Here is a 15530-nt window from a genome sequence, read left to right on the forward strand (position 1 = left end):
TCCAGAAATGTTACGTGGCTCGCGCCACGGTTGGCGTCCGCGTGCCTCGCGGCGTGGGCAGAAACTACTCGCCTGAGGCCGGGTTGTCAAAAAGGCTACAGTTGTCGGCAAGTTTGCGGTGCGGCGCGGGCAGGGGGAAGGCCCCGATGTCCTGCGGCGCGATCCACTGGCAGGCTGTGGCCTCGGTCAGCACGTCGGGTACGGGGCAGCCCTTGGGCCCGCCCTCCAGCCTGAGCTGGTAACAGCGCAGGGTGATCCGGTAGGTCGTGTAGTTGTGGCGGATGACGTCCAGCGGGCGCACGATGGCGACCTTGAAGCCGACTTCCTCCATCCATTCGCGCGTAACGGCCTGTTCCGGCGTTTCGCCGGGCTCCACGCAGCCGCCGGGGAATTCCCACAGCCCTCCCCAGACATCCTTTTCGTTGCGGCGCTGGATGAAGACTTTCCCTTCATGCAGGAGCACCCCGCACACCACCTCAAGCTGCGTGACGGCGGCTTTCTTGCCGGGAACCGGGCGTTCGTTCTGGATGCCGAGGTGCCTGCTTTCGCACAGCCCGGCCAGCGGGCAGCGTTCGCACTCGGGCTTTTTGCGGCATACGAGCGCGCCCAGCTCCATAAGCCCCTGATTGAAGTTCCGGGCCTCGCCTTTGGGGATGAGGGCCTGCGCCAGTTCGCGGATGCGGCCCTTGGCGGGTTCTTCCTTTACGGGCGTGTCGATGTCGAACACGCGGGACAGGACGCGCTCCACATTGCCGTCCACGCAGGGGACTTCCTCGTTGTAGGCTGTGCTGGCGATGGCCCCGGCGGTGTACGGGCCCACGCCGGGCAGGGCGAGGATGTCGGCGTAGCTGGTGGGGAAGATCCCGCCGTGGCGTTCCATGATTACGCGGGCGGCGGCCTGGATGTTGCGCGCGCGGCGGTAGTAGCCGAGCCCTTCCCATGCCTTGAGCAGGTCTTCCTCAGGCGCGGCGGCGACGGCGGCCACGTCGGGGAAACGCTCCATCCAGCGCAGGAAGTATTGGACGCCCCGATCCATCTGCGTCTGCTGCATCATGACTTCGGCGATCCACGTCCGGTAAGGCGTGTAGTCGGCCCGCCACGGCAGCGGGCGGCGGTTCTCGGCGAACCAGCGGAGCAGGCCTTTTCGGAAAAGGGTAAAGCGTTGCGTATCGTTCATGGCAAAGGGGGTTGTATGTTGGAACCGGGAGAGCTTCTTTGGCGGGAGGCACCCGCACGCGCGCTCTTTTGTTCTCCCGCAAAGAAATACCTTGTGGGGAGGCTGTTCTGAGGAAATCCAGTTGGCTGCGCCCATTTTTTGCCCGGTGGCGCGGTGTAGCCGGCAGAGATGAAAACAGCCGGCTTCTTGGGAACCGTTCCTTGCAGGGAATAGCCTGAAACGGGGCGGCTGTCACGGGCCCGTTCAACTTGCTTCCGGCATGGTTTTCGGGCATACTCTTACGATTATTTTTCAAGGAGTGTATCATGGCCAATCCTACCGTGCTTCTGGAAACCACTTCCGGCGATATCCTTATCGAACTGTATGCCGACAAGGCTCCCGCCACCGTGGAGAATTTCCTCAAATATGTGAATGAAGGCTTCTACGCCAACACCATTTTCCACCGCGTGATCAAGGGCTTCATGATTCAGGGCGGCGGCATGAACATGAAGATGGAAGAAAAGGCGACCCACGCCCCCATCAAGAACGAAGCCGACAACGGCCTCGCCAACGAGCGCGGCACCATCGCCATGGCCCGCACCCGCGAGCCCCACAGCGCCACGGCCCAGTTCTTCATCAACACCGTGGACAACGGGTTCCTGAACTTCTCCTCGCCTGACGTGAACGGCTACGGCTACTGCGTGTTCGGCAAGGTCATCGAAGGCATGGAAACCGTCGACAAGATCGAAAAGGAAAAGACCACGACCCGCGGCATCCATTCCGATGTGCCGGTTTCCGCCGTGCTCATCACCAACGCCAGCGTGTTTGAATAAGCTCTGCGGGCGAGGGAAAGGCCCTTTCCGAAGCCTCCCCGAAGGGGGCGGGCGGGGCCTTTTCCCTCACCTCTCCCTAAAAGGCGGAGGGGGCGATCCTCCATCCCCAAAGGTTGTCTGATGGGGAGGGAGGCGGCGGTTCCCTTCCTTTTCGCCCGGCGCATGCCTTCTTTGGGGCCGGCCGCTTTTGCGCTTTCAAGACAGGGCATTGAGGGGAAGGGCGCGGGCGGCACCGGAATTTACCCGCCAGGGCCTTCAAAACCTGCATATCCCGATACGGCGCAGCCTTTCCCGAAGAGGCTTCCCTGCCGTTCCCCCAACTTTTCATCCCCCCTCCACTGTTAGGATATATCCATGACTCGCAAGCCTGAGATCCTCGCCCCGGCGGGCGATACGCAATCGTTCCTCGCGGCGATGGCCGCCGGAGCCGACGCCGTATACCTCGGCCTCAAGCATTTCTCCGCCCGTATGCAGGCGGACAACTTCGGTTCCGCCGAGCTTTCCCGCATGGTCGAGCTCGCCAACGAGAACGGCAGGCGCATCTACGTCGCCTTCAACACGCTGGTGAAGCCCGACGACGTGCCCGCTGCGGGGCGGCTCATCGCCCGCCTCGCCCGCGCCGTGAAGCCGCACGGCCTGATCATTCAGGATCCCGGCGTGCTGGCCCTTGCCCGCCAAGCCGGATACGAGGGCGGCCTGTTCCTCTCCACGCTCGCCAACCTGACGCATCCCGCGTCGCTGCTGGCTGCGAAGGAACTCGGCGCGGATCGCGTCATCCTGCCCCGCGAACTGTCCATTGACGAGGTGAAGCAGATTTCCGCCGCCTGCCCCGAAGGGTTGGATCTGGAAATGTTCATCCACGGCGCGCTGTGCTGGTGCGTTTCGGGCCGCTGCTACTGGTCGAGCTATATGGGCGGCAAGAGCGGCCTGCGCGGGCGCTGCGTGCAGCCCTGCCGCCGCGTGTACAAGCAGCGCAACCATTCCGGGCGGTTCTTCTCCTGCCTCGATCTCTCGCTGGACGTGCTTGCCAAAACCATCACGGACATCCCGCACCTGAGCTGCTGGAAGATCGAGGGCCGGAAGAAGGGGCCGCATTACGTCTATCACGTCGTCACGGCCTACAAGATGCTGCGCGACAACCCGGACGATCCGCAGGCCCGCAAGGATGCAGAAAAAATCCTTGAAATGGCCCTTGGCCGCCCTTCCACCCGCGCCCGCTTCCTGCCGCAGCGCATGTCCGAGCCCACATCGCCCGACGGCCAGACCAGTTCGGGGCGTCTCGTGGGCAAGGTACAGACGGACGCGGAAGGCCGCCCGTTCTTCAAGCCGCATATCGAACTGATTTCCTACGATTACCTGCGTGTGGGCTATGAAGATGAGAACTGGCATTCGACCTTGCCCGTGACCCGCCGCACGCCGAAGGCCGGAACCTTTACGCTGCGCCTCCCCCGCCACAAGACGCCGAAGGCCGGGACGCCGGTGTTCCTCATCGACCGCCGCGAGCCCGAACTTGTGCAGCTCATCGCGGAGTGGAAGCGGAAGCTGGATCGGTGCAAGGGGAGCGAACCCACCGCTGTGGAGTTCGCGCCCAAGATGCCCAAGCCAGCGCATCCCCGCCGCCGCCCGGATATGACGCTCCGCGCCTCCCTGCCCTACGGCTCGGAAACGCGCCGCAGCCGCAATTCGGTGATCGGCCTGTGGCTTTCGCCCAAATCGGTGCGCGAGGTCTCTCGCACGGTGGCCCCAAACATGGCATGGTGGCTGCCTCCGGTCATCTGGCCTGACGAGGAAGAGCTCTGGAAGCGCATCATCAACGAAGCCATACGCAACGGCGCGAAGCATTTCGTCTGCAACGAGCCGTGGCAGGCCGTGTTCTTCAAGGGGCGCGAAGTGGATCTGGTCGCCGGGCCGTTCTGCAATGCCGCCAATGCCTTTACGCTGGCGAGCTTTGCGAAGCTCGGTTTCAGCGCCGCATTCGTCAGCCCTGAACTGACGAAGGAAGATTTTCTGACCTTGCCGAAAGTCAGCCCCCTGCCGCTCGGCATCGTGCTTGCCGGTTTCTGGCCGATGGGCATAGGGCGGCACGATCCTTTCGGCATCAGGCCGAACGAAGTCTTTCAGAGCCCCAAAGGGGAAGGCTTCTGGACTCGCCGCTATGGGCAGAATACATGGATCTATCCCGCGTGGCCCCTGGACATCACGGCGCACCGTCCTGAGCTTGAGGCCGCCGGGTATTCCTTCTTTGCCCGCATGGAGGAGAACCCGCCCAAGTCGATGCCTGTAGCCACCCGCCCCGGCCTCTTCAACTGGGAAGGCGATTTGTTGTAGTGGGGAGATATTGGGGAAGGGAGGGAAAACTTTTCTGGAGAAAAGCTTTTCCCTCCCTTCCCCAAACCCCATCCCTCCCTTTCCAAAGACTTTTGTAAGCGGGGCAGTTGGCGGATGGGGGCGTTGCCGGTTTTTTCCCTGAGTGGGAGTTTCCCGGCTGTTTCATGGAAGAAATCCCGGATGGTTGTACTATCCGGGATTTTTTATTTTGTTTGGTTTTGCCGTAAGATGTGATTGATGTATTATGGAGTGCTGTGAAAGTATAGTATTTTTAGGCTCTGTGTCATAGATGTGGTTGTTTTATCTCTAGGCTGTGTCATAGAAAGCGGTTGATGCTTTTTTCCTTGAAATTTCAAAGAAATAACCAATAAAATCCCCCAATCACAGAGTCCACCAGTGGAAAATTTGGAAAAAGCATATATTTCAGTGTATTACTGAAAACAGCCATGCACTATGACGGAGCCTATCTCTATCGTGTGGTGTACATAGAGCTTTTTTCTAGCTTTTCCCTTGGTGGGTTTCATGCTGAGGCATTGTATTGACTATCTCTTTGGGACTTCAAGGAAGAAAGCATCAGCCATTTCCTATGGCACGCCCAAAAAGAAAACGCCAGCCGTTACTACGACCGGGTCTTCGCTTCGTTCAAGATTCACTGGAGAGAGTGCCTTGTGGATATTGAAAAAGCTGTGAAGAAAGATTTTTTAAGGCCGGAGAGCCTTGCCGTAATCCTTGGATAAGCTGGAACGCCCCTGAAGTTTGACAACTTCCTAGGTCGTGTCGTTATTTTTGTATATAATTATTTGACACTATTGAAAATAATTTTTTTACGACTTGAGAAATAGTTGGCTAATTTCAATAGATTATATTTAGTTGGTAACACGACCTAAAGCAGTAAACCTCCTTGTCCGAACCGTCCAAAGCAGAACAGGGAGGCTTTTTATGAAGCGATTACAAAGGGGAAAGCATACAAGCGCTGGGAGTGCAAATAGCACGTTGTTTGGAGCCCAAATACGGGAAAAGATTTTGTGCGGCAATTTTCGGCGGGAACGAGTGAATTGGTTTCGAGAAGTAGCGAACCGCCGGGGATGCACCGTTCCAGAAAGGCCCTTCTCTACGGCTTATATATACGTTGTTGATCCCGTCCTATAGCGTATCGGGGATAGCAGGCTATCTGAAAAGAAAAAGTACTGTTGGAATCGCGGGACGCTTTGGAAAAGTTCGTAAAATTGCGGGAGAGAACTTTGGGGCCAGAGGCTATTCCGTGGGCACGGCAGGAGTAGGAGAACGGGAAATGCGGCCCTGCATATGGAATCAGGAAAAAGGAGGCAGGGGAGTGGAACAGGCTGAACTGCTGTAATTCGCCGTAGGCAAACAGCAAAAATGCGTTAAGCGGTCACCGCGTTCCAATTCCCCGGCATTGTCTGGAGATTTTGACCGCCATTTGGGGGAGGGGCTTGGGGAAGGGAGAGGAAAACTTTCACCGGAAAGGTTCCCTCTCCCTTCTTCCCTTTCCTATGGAATCATCTGTCCCAACATCGCGCCGAACTGGGCGAGGAGGGTACTCTGGGCCTGTACCATCGAGGGGATGTCGGGGCCGGCGGGGGCGCGCTGCACAAAACGGCCCGAATTGAGTTCTTCGCCGTTCTCGTTTACGAGGCTCCAGCCCGCATCAAGGATGACGTTGCCGTTGGGTGCGCCGTCAAAACGGGCGATATCCACGGCAATGCGCCACTGGAAAGGCTGTTGCGAACGGATGGGGGAGGCCAGCCCTTTGCGCGGGGCAAGGGATGCGGAGACGGCGTCGCAGAGCACCCGGATCACCCCTTCGCCGAACGGTTCGCTCCAGTGGTTGAACTCGGCCAGCTCGACTTTGACGTCATTGCCGTCACGCAGGAAGAGCTGGGGCCTGTCCAGATAGCCCGGAATGGCTACGGGGCCGATGGCGACGCGCGGCCCGGAGATTTTCTCTTTTCCTGACAATACGCTGTTTTCCGCCGGAGAGGACAGCATGTAGAAATCGGGACGCGGGCTGCGGCCTAGGGAACAGCCCGCGGCGGAGAGCAAGCCCGCCAGCGCCAGCAGGGTCAGCAGCAGGGAAAGGGCGCGCTTTTTCATATGACTTCCTTTTTCTTTAAGATGGATAGCAAATGACCATGCTCAAGCGGCACGGCGTATTTCCCTCGTTGGCGTAGGCGTGTTTCCGATCCGCTTTGAAACGGATGGAGTCGCCGTCTCCAACCGCCCAGCGCTGGCCGTTGAGCAGTACGGCCAGCGTGCCGGAAAAAACCGTAATGAACTCCTGCGTTCCAGCGGGATGCGGTTCGGCATCAAGCCGTGCTCCCGGATCCAGCTCAATGGAGTACATCTCGAACCCACGGGAGCTGTCGAACGGAAATACCGGATAGTTCCTGTATGTTCCGTCTGCTTCCACAAGCGGCGCTATGGCGGAACGCCGGACGAGTTCGACATCCGTTTCCGGGCGCATCATGAGCGATGTAAAAGAAATCTTCAACCCATTCGCTATCTTCCAGAGTATCGAGATGGTTGGGTTGGTCACGCCGCGTTCGATTTGTCCGAGCATGCTTTTGCTTACACCGGAGCTTTTCGCTACGGCCTCAAGGCTGAGTTTCCGCTCTTCCCGCAGGCGCTTGAGGTTTTCCGCTACAATCAGGCCGATATTTTCCAAGAGCGTTACCCTGTCCGTATTTGACATTATAATGCACAAAACATATGCTTTGCCGCACCTATCCAAAGGAGCTCCGCCATGCCGTCCATCGCCGCTTTCCTGTCTTTCGCGTGCATCATGTCCTTTACGCCCGGCCCCAACAACATCATGGCGCTTTCCTGCGCAAGCACGTATGGGCTCCGAAAAAGCCTCCGCTTCTGTTTCGGCGTCCTGCTGGGCGTTTTGGGGATCATGGCGGCGTGCGCGCTGTTCGGCGCGACGTTATTCCGTTTTTTGCCGGACGTGGAACCCGCAATGCGTGCCGTCGGCGCGGCTTATATCCTCTGGATGGCCTTTGGCATCTGGCGCTCAAAGGCAGGGGATGAAGAATCCCGCTTTGCACCCACCAACGGCATCGTTTCAGGGATCCTGCTGCAATTATTCAATCCCAAAGGCATGCTTTATGGGATGACAGCCTTCTCGTCCTTTGTGCTTCCGTACTATGATTCCTTTATGCCCCTGGCCGTTTCCGTTGCCGTGCTTTCGCTTGTCGCCTATGTCGGCGCTTGTTCGTGGGCGCTCTTTGGGGCCGTATTCCGCCGCTTCCTCCAAAGCCACCATGCCGCCGCCAATGCGGTCATGGCGCTTCTGCTGGTCTGGTGCGCCGTCTCCCTGTATGTTTAAAGGGCCTTCATGGGTGCAGTCCGTTTTTCTTGGGCTCCCTACATTTCTTCATAGCGCGATACAGTGACTCGGCAAGCGAGGAAACGGGGGTCCGCCGTCAATCCGCCCTTCATTGGGCTTCCGCTCGAATGCCTGCCGCGCCGCACTCCACCGGGTTGAAGGGCTTTGGCAAAGGAGGGGGAAAGGGGCCCATCCCTCCTTTGCAATGCTTTTACCGCACTTTCCCGCGCAATACGGATTCAGGGTTGCGCTCAAGCGTGTTGGCGAACACGCGGACGGCCCGGGCCGCTTTGGTGATTTCGCGGATGGCCTGATTGAGCTCGATGACGGTCGTGCTGTTCTTGCCGACCACGCCGCGGGCGGAAACGACGGTCAGTTCCGTTTCCTTGGCGACGTTTTCGATGCGGTTCAGAACCCGTGACGCCTGCTCCAGCGCTGCGGACAGCCGTTTGTCCGTATCCCGCGCCAGCTTCGTATAGGGATCGGCAAGCCCGCGGATGCTCGCCAGCGTCTTGTCGAGGCTGGTGCCGACTTCCTGAAGCTGGAGCACCAGCCCGTCGATATGGCCGACCAGCTGCGTCGTGTTGGAGTTGCCCAAGATTTTTTTGACGCCTTCCGTAATCTCAAGGAGGTTCGAGGTGATTTCGTCATACGGCAGCGTCGTAAGCGTTTGCAGGATGTTGTCGAGCTGCGACGGTATGGTCGGAATTTCGGGTACGTCGTCGTACTCTTTGACTTCCTTGATGGGATAGGGGAGCTGGTTTCTGGGATAGAAATCCATCTCGATCATAAGCTGGCCGGTGAGCAGGCTCTGGGTCGCCAGCGTTGCCCGCAGGCCGTGGCTGACCAAACGATCAAGGTATTCCTTTCTGGAGATGTCGCCGTCGGAGATGGAGAAGCGCCCTTCGTCCTTTTTGTTCAGCTCAATGAATACGGGGGTCTGGAACACCAGACTGTCAAGGTTGCCCGTGAGCCGGATTTCGACGACGCGGCCCACCGGGACGCCGCGGAACAGGACGGGCGACCCAACGGAAAGCCCGCTGATGGAGCCGTCGAAAAAGAGCACGTAGCGGCTCGTCGTTTGGAACAGCTTGCCGGAGCCGAAAACGGCGATGGCGAGCAGAAGAAGGGCCGTGGCCCCGACGACGAAGGCGCCGATGAGGGTTTTATTGGCTGGCTTGCTCATGAGCGGTATCCTTTGGAGGGGGTGGGGCAGGAGCCGGTTTTGCCGCGGTTCAGGAAGCGGACGATGTCGGGATGCGCCGGATCGCAGCGCAGGGCATGGGGATCGCCGCCCGTGATCATGGTGTGGGTCGCCGCATCAAGGAATACGCTGTTGTTGCCGATGGTAAAGATGCTGTCCAGATCGTGGGTGACGACTACGACGGTCATGCCCATGTTTTCCTTGAGTTCAAGGATAAGCTCGTCCAGCAGGGCGGCGCTGACCGGGTCGAGCCCGGCCGAAGGTTCGTCAAAGAAAACGATTTCGGGATCCATCGCCAGCGCGCGGGCAAGCCCGGCGCGTTTGCGCATGCCGCCGCTGATTTCGGACGGGTAATAACCCTCGAACCCGGCAAGGCCGACGAGCGCGAGCTTGAGGGAAGTCAGCTCCCTGATTTCGGCGGGGGAAAGTTTCGTATAGCGCTGCAAGGGCAGGGCCACATTCTCGGCGAGGGTCATGGAGCTCCACAGCGCGCCGCTCTGGAAGAGCAGGCCCACGCCGCTGAGGAGCTTTTGGCGTTCGCTTTCGGTTCCGGCCCAAAAGTCTTGCCCTTTATAGAGCACTTGCCCCTTTGCAGGCTGGAGCAGGCCCACAAGGACGCGCAGGAGCGTGCTTTTGCCGCATCCGCTCGGCCCCATGATGATGAATACGTCCTGACGGTTTATCGTGAAGTTGAGATCCCTTTGCACGACGTAGCTGCCGTAGCCGACCGTAAGATCCCGCGCTTCGATGATGGGTGTGGAGGTATTCATATGTTCAAAATATTGAAGAGGATGGTGAGGACAGCCGTGGACAGCACGATGCCCACGATGGAGTAGACCACGGCCGAGGTGGTCGCCTTGCCGACGGCTTCGGCGTTGCGGCCGCAGCGCAGGCCCTGATAACAGCCGGTTATGGCGATGAGCATGCCGTAAACCGCGCCGTGCGTCATACCCACCCAGAGGTTGTTGATGTTGAACCCTTTCTGGGTAAATGTGTAGTATTCCATAGGATCAAGGCCGAGTATCCCGGCGCCGACGATGAAGCCGCCCATGATGCCCATGAAGTCGGAGTAGAGCACGAGCAGCGGCGTCATGGCGGTGAGGGCGAGGATGCGGGGCATGATGAGGTAGTCGGAAGGGGCCACGCCGAGCGTGGTGAGGGCGTCGATTTCCTCATTGACCTGCATGGTCCCGATGACGGCGGCATAGGAGGCCCCGGTACGGCCCGCGATGATGATGCCGGTCATGATCGCGCCCATGATGCGGGTCATGCTCACGGCGACGAGGCTGGAAACGTAGATTTCCGCACCGAACATCTTGAGCTGGATCACGCCGACGAAGGCGAGGATCAGGCCCACGAGCAGGCTGATCAGCGAAACGATGGGCAGGGCCTCCACGCCGCTTTCCTGAACGGCGAGCCAGACATTGGCCGACGTGCAGGAGGAGCGGCCCCGGAACAGCCTTCCGGCGCTGAGGACAAGCTCGCCGATGAAATCGAAAATATCGCGGGCCATGTTGGGGACGGCCAGCGCAAAGCCGCCGACCCGTTCGAGGAAGCCCGGCTTTTGGGCCTTACGCTGCGCGGCGGTGTTCGGGGGAACCGCGAGGGCCAGCTTGGTCAGGTTGCGGATGCCTTCGGGGAGGCGGGCGTCATCAAGCGGGATGTTGCGCTCTCCGGCGAGGGTGACGAGCCGGGTGGTGACCACGAGCACGCCGCTGTCCCATTCGCCGAGATCCTCGCCGAGGAGTTCAACGCTGCGGGCCTCCTTCAGAAGCCTTTCCGCCTCACGCAGCGCTTCGTCGCGCTCCTGAAAAAAGTCCGGCCTAAGCAGCTCCCGTTTCCATTCGCCGCTGAAAATGACGCGCAGGACGCCCTCCGAGCTCTCGGCGCGCAATGCGCCTCCGAGAGGGGCGGACGCCCTGCTTCTTGTCGTCGGTTCGGCTGCCATCGTCAGGCGGGCTTGCGGCTGACGGATACTTTGGCGGGACGCAGCAGGCGGTCTTTCAGGCGGTAGCCGCGCTGGTGCAGGGTGCTGACCAGGCCGGGCTCCATGTCATCCCGTTCTTCATAGGAAACGGCGTCATGGATATCGGGGTTGAAAGATTCGCCCACTTCCCCGGCAACGTCGAAGCCGTGGTTCTTGAGCGCGTCAAGGAGCAGCTTGCGGGTCATGATCACGCCGGTGAGCAGGCTTTTACAGGTTTCGTCGTTGCCGCCGTACTGGATGGCGAGATCAAGGCTGTCCAGCGCGGGCAGGAGATCCTTAAGCACCGGTTCGCTGGCGTAGCGCATGTACTCGTCATGGTCGCGCTGGATGCGTTTCTTGAAATTTTCCATTTCCGCGAGGGCGCGCAGTCTGGTCTCATCCGCTTCGGCCTTGACCGTGCACGTGGGGCAAATTTCTTCGCGGCACTGCTCCTCAAGCGTTTTTTCAGGGACCTGCGCGGGTTCCGTAAGGTTTTCTTCGGTGGCGCCGTTCTGTTCTTTTTCGTTCTGGGGATCACGTGTATCGGTCATGCTAGCTCCTTAATGATCATATTCGGCAGCGCGCCGTCTCCGTGACGCATCTGCCAACACTCTATATAGGACTGAACCCGCATTCGGCAACACTTACCTTGCTTCGGCAAGCCAGCAGCAGACTTCCCGGACGCCGTCTGGCCCGGCGGATTCGACGGTGGGCGGCGTCTTGAAACAGCGCCCATGCGCTTCCGGGCAGCGCGGCCGGAAGGGGCATCCCTGCGGGAGAGCGCCGGGCGAGGGCACCGTGCCGGGGATGGCGTCCAGCTTCGCCGACGGGGGCGTTTCGAGCGTCGGCGCGGAGCGGATGAGGCCCCGCGTGTAAGGGTGGAGCGGTTCGGCGAACAGGGCCCGCACGGGCGCGCGTTCCACGATGCGCCCGGCGTACATGACGCCCACTTCGTCGGCCATTTCCGCCACCACGCCGAGATCGTGGGTGATGAGCAGGAGCCCCATGCCGCGTTCGCGGGAAAGATCGCCGAGCAGGGCGAGTATCTGGCCTTGTATGGTCACGTCGAGGGCTGTGGTGGGTTCGTCGGCGAGCAGGAGGCGGGGCTTGCAGGCCAGCGCCGTGGCGATCATGACGCGCTGGCGCATGCCGCCGGAAAGCTGGTGCGGGTAGTCGCGGACGCGCATGTCCGGCGCGGGTATGCCGACCAGCCGGAACAGTTCCACGGCTTCGGCGAGCGCGGCCTTCTTTGACAGGCGCAGGTGGCGCATGAGCGGCTCCGCGACCTGTTCCCCCACCCGGATGACCGGATTGAGCGAGGTCATGGGTTCCTGAAAGATCATGCCGATGTCGCGCCCCCGCACGCGTTCCATCTCGGATTCGGGCAATCCGGCAAGGTCGCGGCCCTCAAAGAGGATACGCCCGGCGGCGAGGCGCCCCGGTTCGGGGATGAGGCGGAGCAGGGACAGCGCCGTCATGCTCTTGCCGCAGCCGGATTCCCCCACGAGGCAGAGCGTGCGCCCCGGATGCAACGTAAACGACACGTTGCGCACCACGTCGAACGGGCGTTCGCAGGCGTCGAACCGCACGGTGACGCCTTCCGCCTGCAGCAGCGGGGCGGAGGTGGCTGGGATTGGGGAAGGTGCGCTTGCGGAAAGGGACATGGGGACGCTCCGAAGAAAGTTGTGAATAAAAAAAGTATAGACGAGATGCGGGGTAAGGGCAAGAAACCGGGGATGCCGGGCAAAATGTTCTCATGCCTAAATTGACATTTATTTTCAAAAAACTATAGAAAGGGCAGATCAAATCGGCATCATCAGGGAGGAGGCATGGACGCGGAACCTGTTTTCGCCGCTGGAAGCGTTTTTTCGTGGGAATCCCTGCTCGCCGTGTCGATCATCGCTGCGGCGTGGCTCGTATGCCGCAGGATCAATGCCATGAAACGTCCGGTATGCAGAGGCGGCTGCGCCGGCTGCCACGGGGCCCGCCGGGGCCGGGGATGCGCCTTCCCAGAGGGGCGGCGCCGGATGTGACGATAAAGCTGAAGCCGGGGGACAGTATGTTTGGATTTTGCCATAGAAAGCGTGGGGAGCATGATTGCGCCGAAGCCCGTTCGTGCGGCGGCGAAGGCTGTCCCATTTCCAAGGAGATGCAGGACGCCGGGCTCATTTCCCTGCGCAGGATGAAGGAGGGGCAGAAAGCCCGCATCGCCCATGTGCAGGCCAGCGGCGAGCTGGGGCGGCGCATCCGGGACATGGGGCTCATCCCCGGCGCGGAAGTGGAGGTGGTGGGGCGCGCCCCGCTGCGCGATCCTGTGGCCCTGCGCCTGCCGGGGTTCACGCTCAGCCTCAGGAACAACGAAGCCGACTACATCGTCGTCGAACCGCTGGAACAGGCGGGCTGAGGCCTCATGGAGCCGCAGCTTACCATAGCCCTCGCGGGCAACCCGAATTCGGGCAAGACGACGGCCTTCAACGCGCTGACCGGCTCGCACCAGCATGTGGGCAATTATCCCGGCATTACCGTGGAAAAGAAGGAAGGCTTCATCAAGATGCCTTCCGGGCGGAATGTGCGCTTTATCGACCTGCCGGGGACGTATTCCCTGACCGCCTATACGCAGGAGGAGACGGTCGCCCGGCATGTGCTGGCGCAGGAACGGCCCGACGTGGTCATCGACGTGCTCAATGCGGGCGCGCTGGAACGCAACCTCTACCTGACCATCCAGCTCTTGGAACTCGGCGTGCCCGTGGTGCTGGCCCTGAACATGATGGACGAGGCCGCCAAGCAGGGCATGACCATTGATATGGAGCGCCTGTCGCAGCGTCTGGGCTTCCCGGTCATGGCGACCGTGGCCCGCACGGGCGAAGGGCTGCCCGAACTCTTGAAGGCGGCGGAAGCCTACGTCGAAACCAAGCGCGGCGAGCCGTGGAAGCCGCTGCATATTTCGTATGGGCCCGACCTTGATCCCGTGCTGCGGGATATGGAAGCCGCCATTGCCGAGGCCGGGCTGCTGGCCTCGGAATACCCGGCGCGGTGGGTCGCGCTCAAGCTGCTGGAGCAGGACGAGGAAATCCTCACCCGCAGCCGCGCAGAAGCCCCGGATCTTGCCGCCGATCTGGAGCGGCAGGTGGATGGGGTGGCGCGGCATTTGCGGGATACGCTGAAGACGTGGCCCGAAGCCGTCATCGCGGATTACCGCTACGGGTTCATTTCCTCGCTGCTGCGGGACGGGGTGCTGATCCGGCTTCAAGACATGCACGCGCGCATCCAGTTCTCGGATCGCATGGACAAGGTGCTGACGCATCCGTTCATGGGCCCGGCGATCATGCTCGGCGTGCTTTATCTGCTGTATACCATTACCTTCACCATTGGGGAGATCCCGATGGGCTGGGTGGAGCAGGGTTTTGCCCTGCTGCGGGAAGGCGCGGATGCCGTGCTCCCCGACGGACAGCTCAAGTCGCTGGTGCTTTCGGGCATCATCGACGGCGTGGGCGGCGTCATGAGCTTTGTCCCGCTCATCATGCTGATATTCCTTCAAATCGCCTTTCTTGAAGATACCGGGTACATGGCGCGCATGGCCTACATGCTCGACCGCATTTTCCGTATTTTCGGGCTGCATGGCTGTTCGGTGATGCCGTTCATCGTTGGCGGGGGCATTGCCGGCGGCTGTGCCGTGCCCGGCGTGCTGGCGGCCCGCACCCTGCGGAGCCCCCGCGAAAAGATCGCGACGCTGTTGACCGTGCCTTTCATGGCCTGTGGAGCCAAACTGCCGGTCTTCATCCTTTTTTCCGGCGTCTTCTTCCCCGGCCATGAGGCGGCGGTCATGTTCGGCCTGACGCTCACCGGCTGGGTGGTGGCCCTGCTCACGGCGCGGCTGCTGCGCTCGACGATCATACGCGGGCCGTCCACGCCGTTCGTTATGGAGCTCCCTCCCTATCGCCTGCCCACGATGCTGGGGCTGGCGATCCACACGGGCGAGCGCACATTCGAGTATCTGAAGAAGGCCGGTACGGTCATCCTCGCCATTTCCATCATCCTGTGGGCGGCTATGGCATATCCGCGGCTGCCGCTGGATACGCGGGCGCACTTCGCGGGCAGGCAGCAGACCATTGAGGCGAACCTTGAGGAAGCGAAGGCTTCGGGCGGCGATATGGCCTCCCTCGAAGGGCAGCTTGCGGCCCTGCACGGTGAGCGCGCGGAACAGGCGCTCCAGCATTCGTTCGCCGGACGCCTCGGCATGGCCCTTGAGCCTTTGACGCATCCCGCCGGGTTCGATTGGCGCACGGACATCGCACTGGTGGGCGGCTTCGCGGCGAAGGAAGTGATCGTCGCCACGCTCGGCACGGCCTATTCCCTCGGCGACGTCGATCCGGAGGAGCCTACGCCGCTGGCACAGCAGATCCGTAACGATGGGCGCTGGACGCCCGCCACCGCCTTGGCCCTGCTGGTGTTTGTGCTGCTGTACGCGCCCTGTCTGGTGACTGTCGCCGCTATCCGGCAGGAAACCGGCTCGTGGGGCTGGCCCGTGTTCAGTATGGTGTTCAACACGCTGATCGCGTTCGGGGCCGCCGTCGCCGTGCGGCATGCGGCGATGCTGTTCCTATAGGTGAAATACAGAGAGGAAGGGCCGTGTTGAAAATGGGGGCACCCGAAGCCCCTTCCCCTTCTTCCTGAAGCCATCCGTATTGATAGCC

At 60.9% G+C, this 15530-nt stretch carries 14 protein-coding genes; 6 read left to right on the forward strand and 8 right to left on the reverse strand.

Annotated features, from left to right (window positions below; all coding sequences use genetic code 11):
* Positions 1-64: 64 nt before the first annotated feature.
* Positions 65-1177 (reverse strand): A/G-specific adenine glycosylase, encoded by a 1113-nt coding sequence (gene mutY / locus AC6I1V_RS12240; protein ID WP_486854571.1) that lies wholly within the window; start codon positions 1175-1177, stop codon positions 65-67.
* A 305-nt stretch (positions 1178-1482) separates the two neighbouring features.
* Between mutY and AC6I1V_RS12245 the strand changes: the two genes are divergently transcribed.
* Both AC6I1V_RS12245 and AC6I1V_RS12250 read left to right on the forward strand, forming a co-directional pair.
* Positions 1483-1989 carry a peptidylprolyl isomerase gene (locus AC6I1V_RS12245; protein WP_302554089.1) on the forward strand — a complete coding sequence of 169 codons (507 nt, stop codon included), beginning with the start codon at positions 1483-1485 and terminating at the stop codon, positions 1987-1989.
* Between the two features lie 354 nt (positions 1990-2343).
* Positions 2344-4317: a peptidase U32 family protein gene (locus tag AC6I1V_RS12250; RefSeq protein ID WP_486854572.1), complete on the forward strand. Its 1974-nt coding sequence runs from the start codon at positions 2344-2346 to the stop codon at positions 4315-4317.
* A 1512-nt stretch (positions 4318-5829) separates the two neighbouring features.
* On the opposite strand, the gene AC6I1V_RS12255 is transcribed toward AC6I1V_RS12250, so the two are convergent.
* Both AC6I1V_RS12255 and AC6I1V_RS12260 read right to left on the reverse strand, forming a co-directional pair.
* On the reverse strand, positions 5830-6432 hold the full coding sequence (locus tag AC6I1V_RS12255; RefSeq protein ID WP_486854573.1) for a PqiC family protein: 603 nt from the start codon (positions 6430-6432) through the stop codon (positions 5830-5832).
* 16 nt (positions 6433-6448) lie between these two features.
* The gene (locus AC6I1V_RS12260) at positions 6449-7003 is read right to left on the reverse strand and encodes a helix-turn-helix domain-containing protein (protein WP_302553420.1); all 555 of its coding nucleotides are present in this window, start codon (positions 7001-7003) and stop codon (positions 6449-6451) included.
* A gap of 78 nt (positions 7004-7081) precedes the next feature.
* On the opposite strand from AC6I1V_RS12260, the gene AC6I1V_RS12265 reads away from it, so the two are divergent.
* Positions 7082-7666, forward strand: coding sequence for a LysE family transporter (locus AC6I1V_RS12265; RefSeq protein WP_302553421.1), 585 nt, complete (start codon positions 7082-7084; stop codon positions 7664-7666).
* 211 nt (positions 7667-7877) lie between these two features.
* Here AC6I1V_RS12265 and AC6I1V_RS12270 read toward each other — a convergent pair whose 3' ends face one another.
* The 5 genes from AC6I1V_RS12270 to AC6I1V_RS12290 all read right to left on the reverse strand — a co-directional run bounded on the left by AC6I1V_RS12270 (position 7878) and on the right by AC6I1V_RS12290 (position 12500).
* Positions 7878-8852: an MlaD family protein gene (locus AC6I1V_RS12270; RefSeq protein WP_486854574.1), complete on the reverse strand. Its 975-nt coding sequence runs from the start codon at positions 8850-8852 to the stop codon at positions 7878-7880.
* On the reverse strand, positions 8849-9640 hold the full coding sequence (locus tag AC6I1V_RS12275) for an ABC transporter ATP-binding protein (protein ID WP_302553423.1): 792 nt from the start codon (positions 9638-9640) through the stop codon (positions 8849-8851). The genes AC6I1V_RS12270 and AC6I1V_RS12275 overlap by 4 nt, the downstream gene beginning before the upstream one ends.
* Positions 9637-10764 (reverse strand): MlaE family ABC transporter permease, encoded by a 1128-nt coding sequence (locus tag AC6I1V_RS12280; protein WP_486854762.1) that lies wholly within the window; start codon positions 10762-10764, stop codon positions 9637-9639. Before AC6I1V_RS12280 ends, AC6I1V_RS12275 begins: the two co-directional genes overlap by 4 nt.
* 56 nt (positions 10765-10820) lie before the next feature.
* Positions 10821-11387 carry a nucleotide exchange factor GrpE gene (gene grpE, locus AC6I1V_RS12285; protein WP_486854763.1) on the reverse strand — a complete coding sequence of 189 codons (567 nt, stop codon included), beginning with the start codon at positions 11385-11387 and terminating at the stop codon, positions 10821-10823.
* Positions 11388-11480: 93 nt separating this feature from the next.
* Entirely contained in the window at positions 11481-12500 is a 1020-nt protein-coding gene (locus AC6I1V_RS12290; protein WP_486854764.1) for an ABC transporter ATP-binding protein, read from the reverse strand.
* Positions 12501-12665: 165 nt separating this feature from the next.
* On the opposite strand from AC6I1V_RS12290, the gene AC6I1V_RS12295 reads away from it, so the two are divergent.
* The 3 genes from AC6I1V_RS12295 (at position 12666) to feoB (ending at position 15442) form a co-directional block, all read left to right on the forward strand.
* Positions 12666-12869, forward strand: a complete 204-nt coding sequence (locus tag AC6I1V_RS12295; protein WP_308771887.1) for a hypothetical protein — start codon at positions 12666-12668, stop codon at positions 12867-12869.
* Between the two features lie 116 nt (positions 12870-12985).
* On the forward strand, positions 12986-13240 hold the full coding sequence (locus AC6I1V_RS12300) for a FeoA family protein (protein ID WP_302553434.1): 255 nt from the start codon (positions 12986-12988) through the stop codon (positions 13238-13240).
* 6 nt (positions 13241-13246) lie between these two features.
* Positions 13247-15442, forward strand: a complete 2196-nt coding sequence (gene feoB / locus AC6I1V_RS12305) for a ferrous iron transport protein B (protein ID WP_486854765.1) — start codon at positions 13247-13249, stop codon at positions 15440-15442.
* The last annotated feature ends 88 nt before the right edge of the window (positions 15443-15530 follow it).

It is taken from the genome of Bilophila sp. T19-St14, assembly GCF_059728385.1.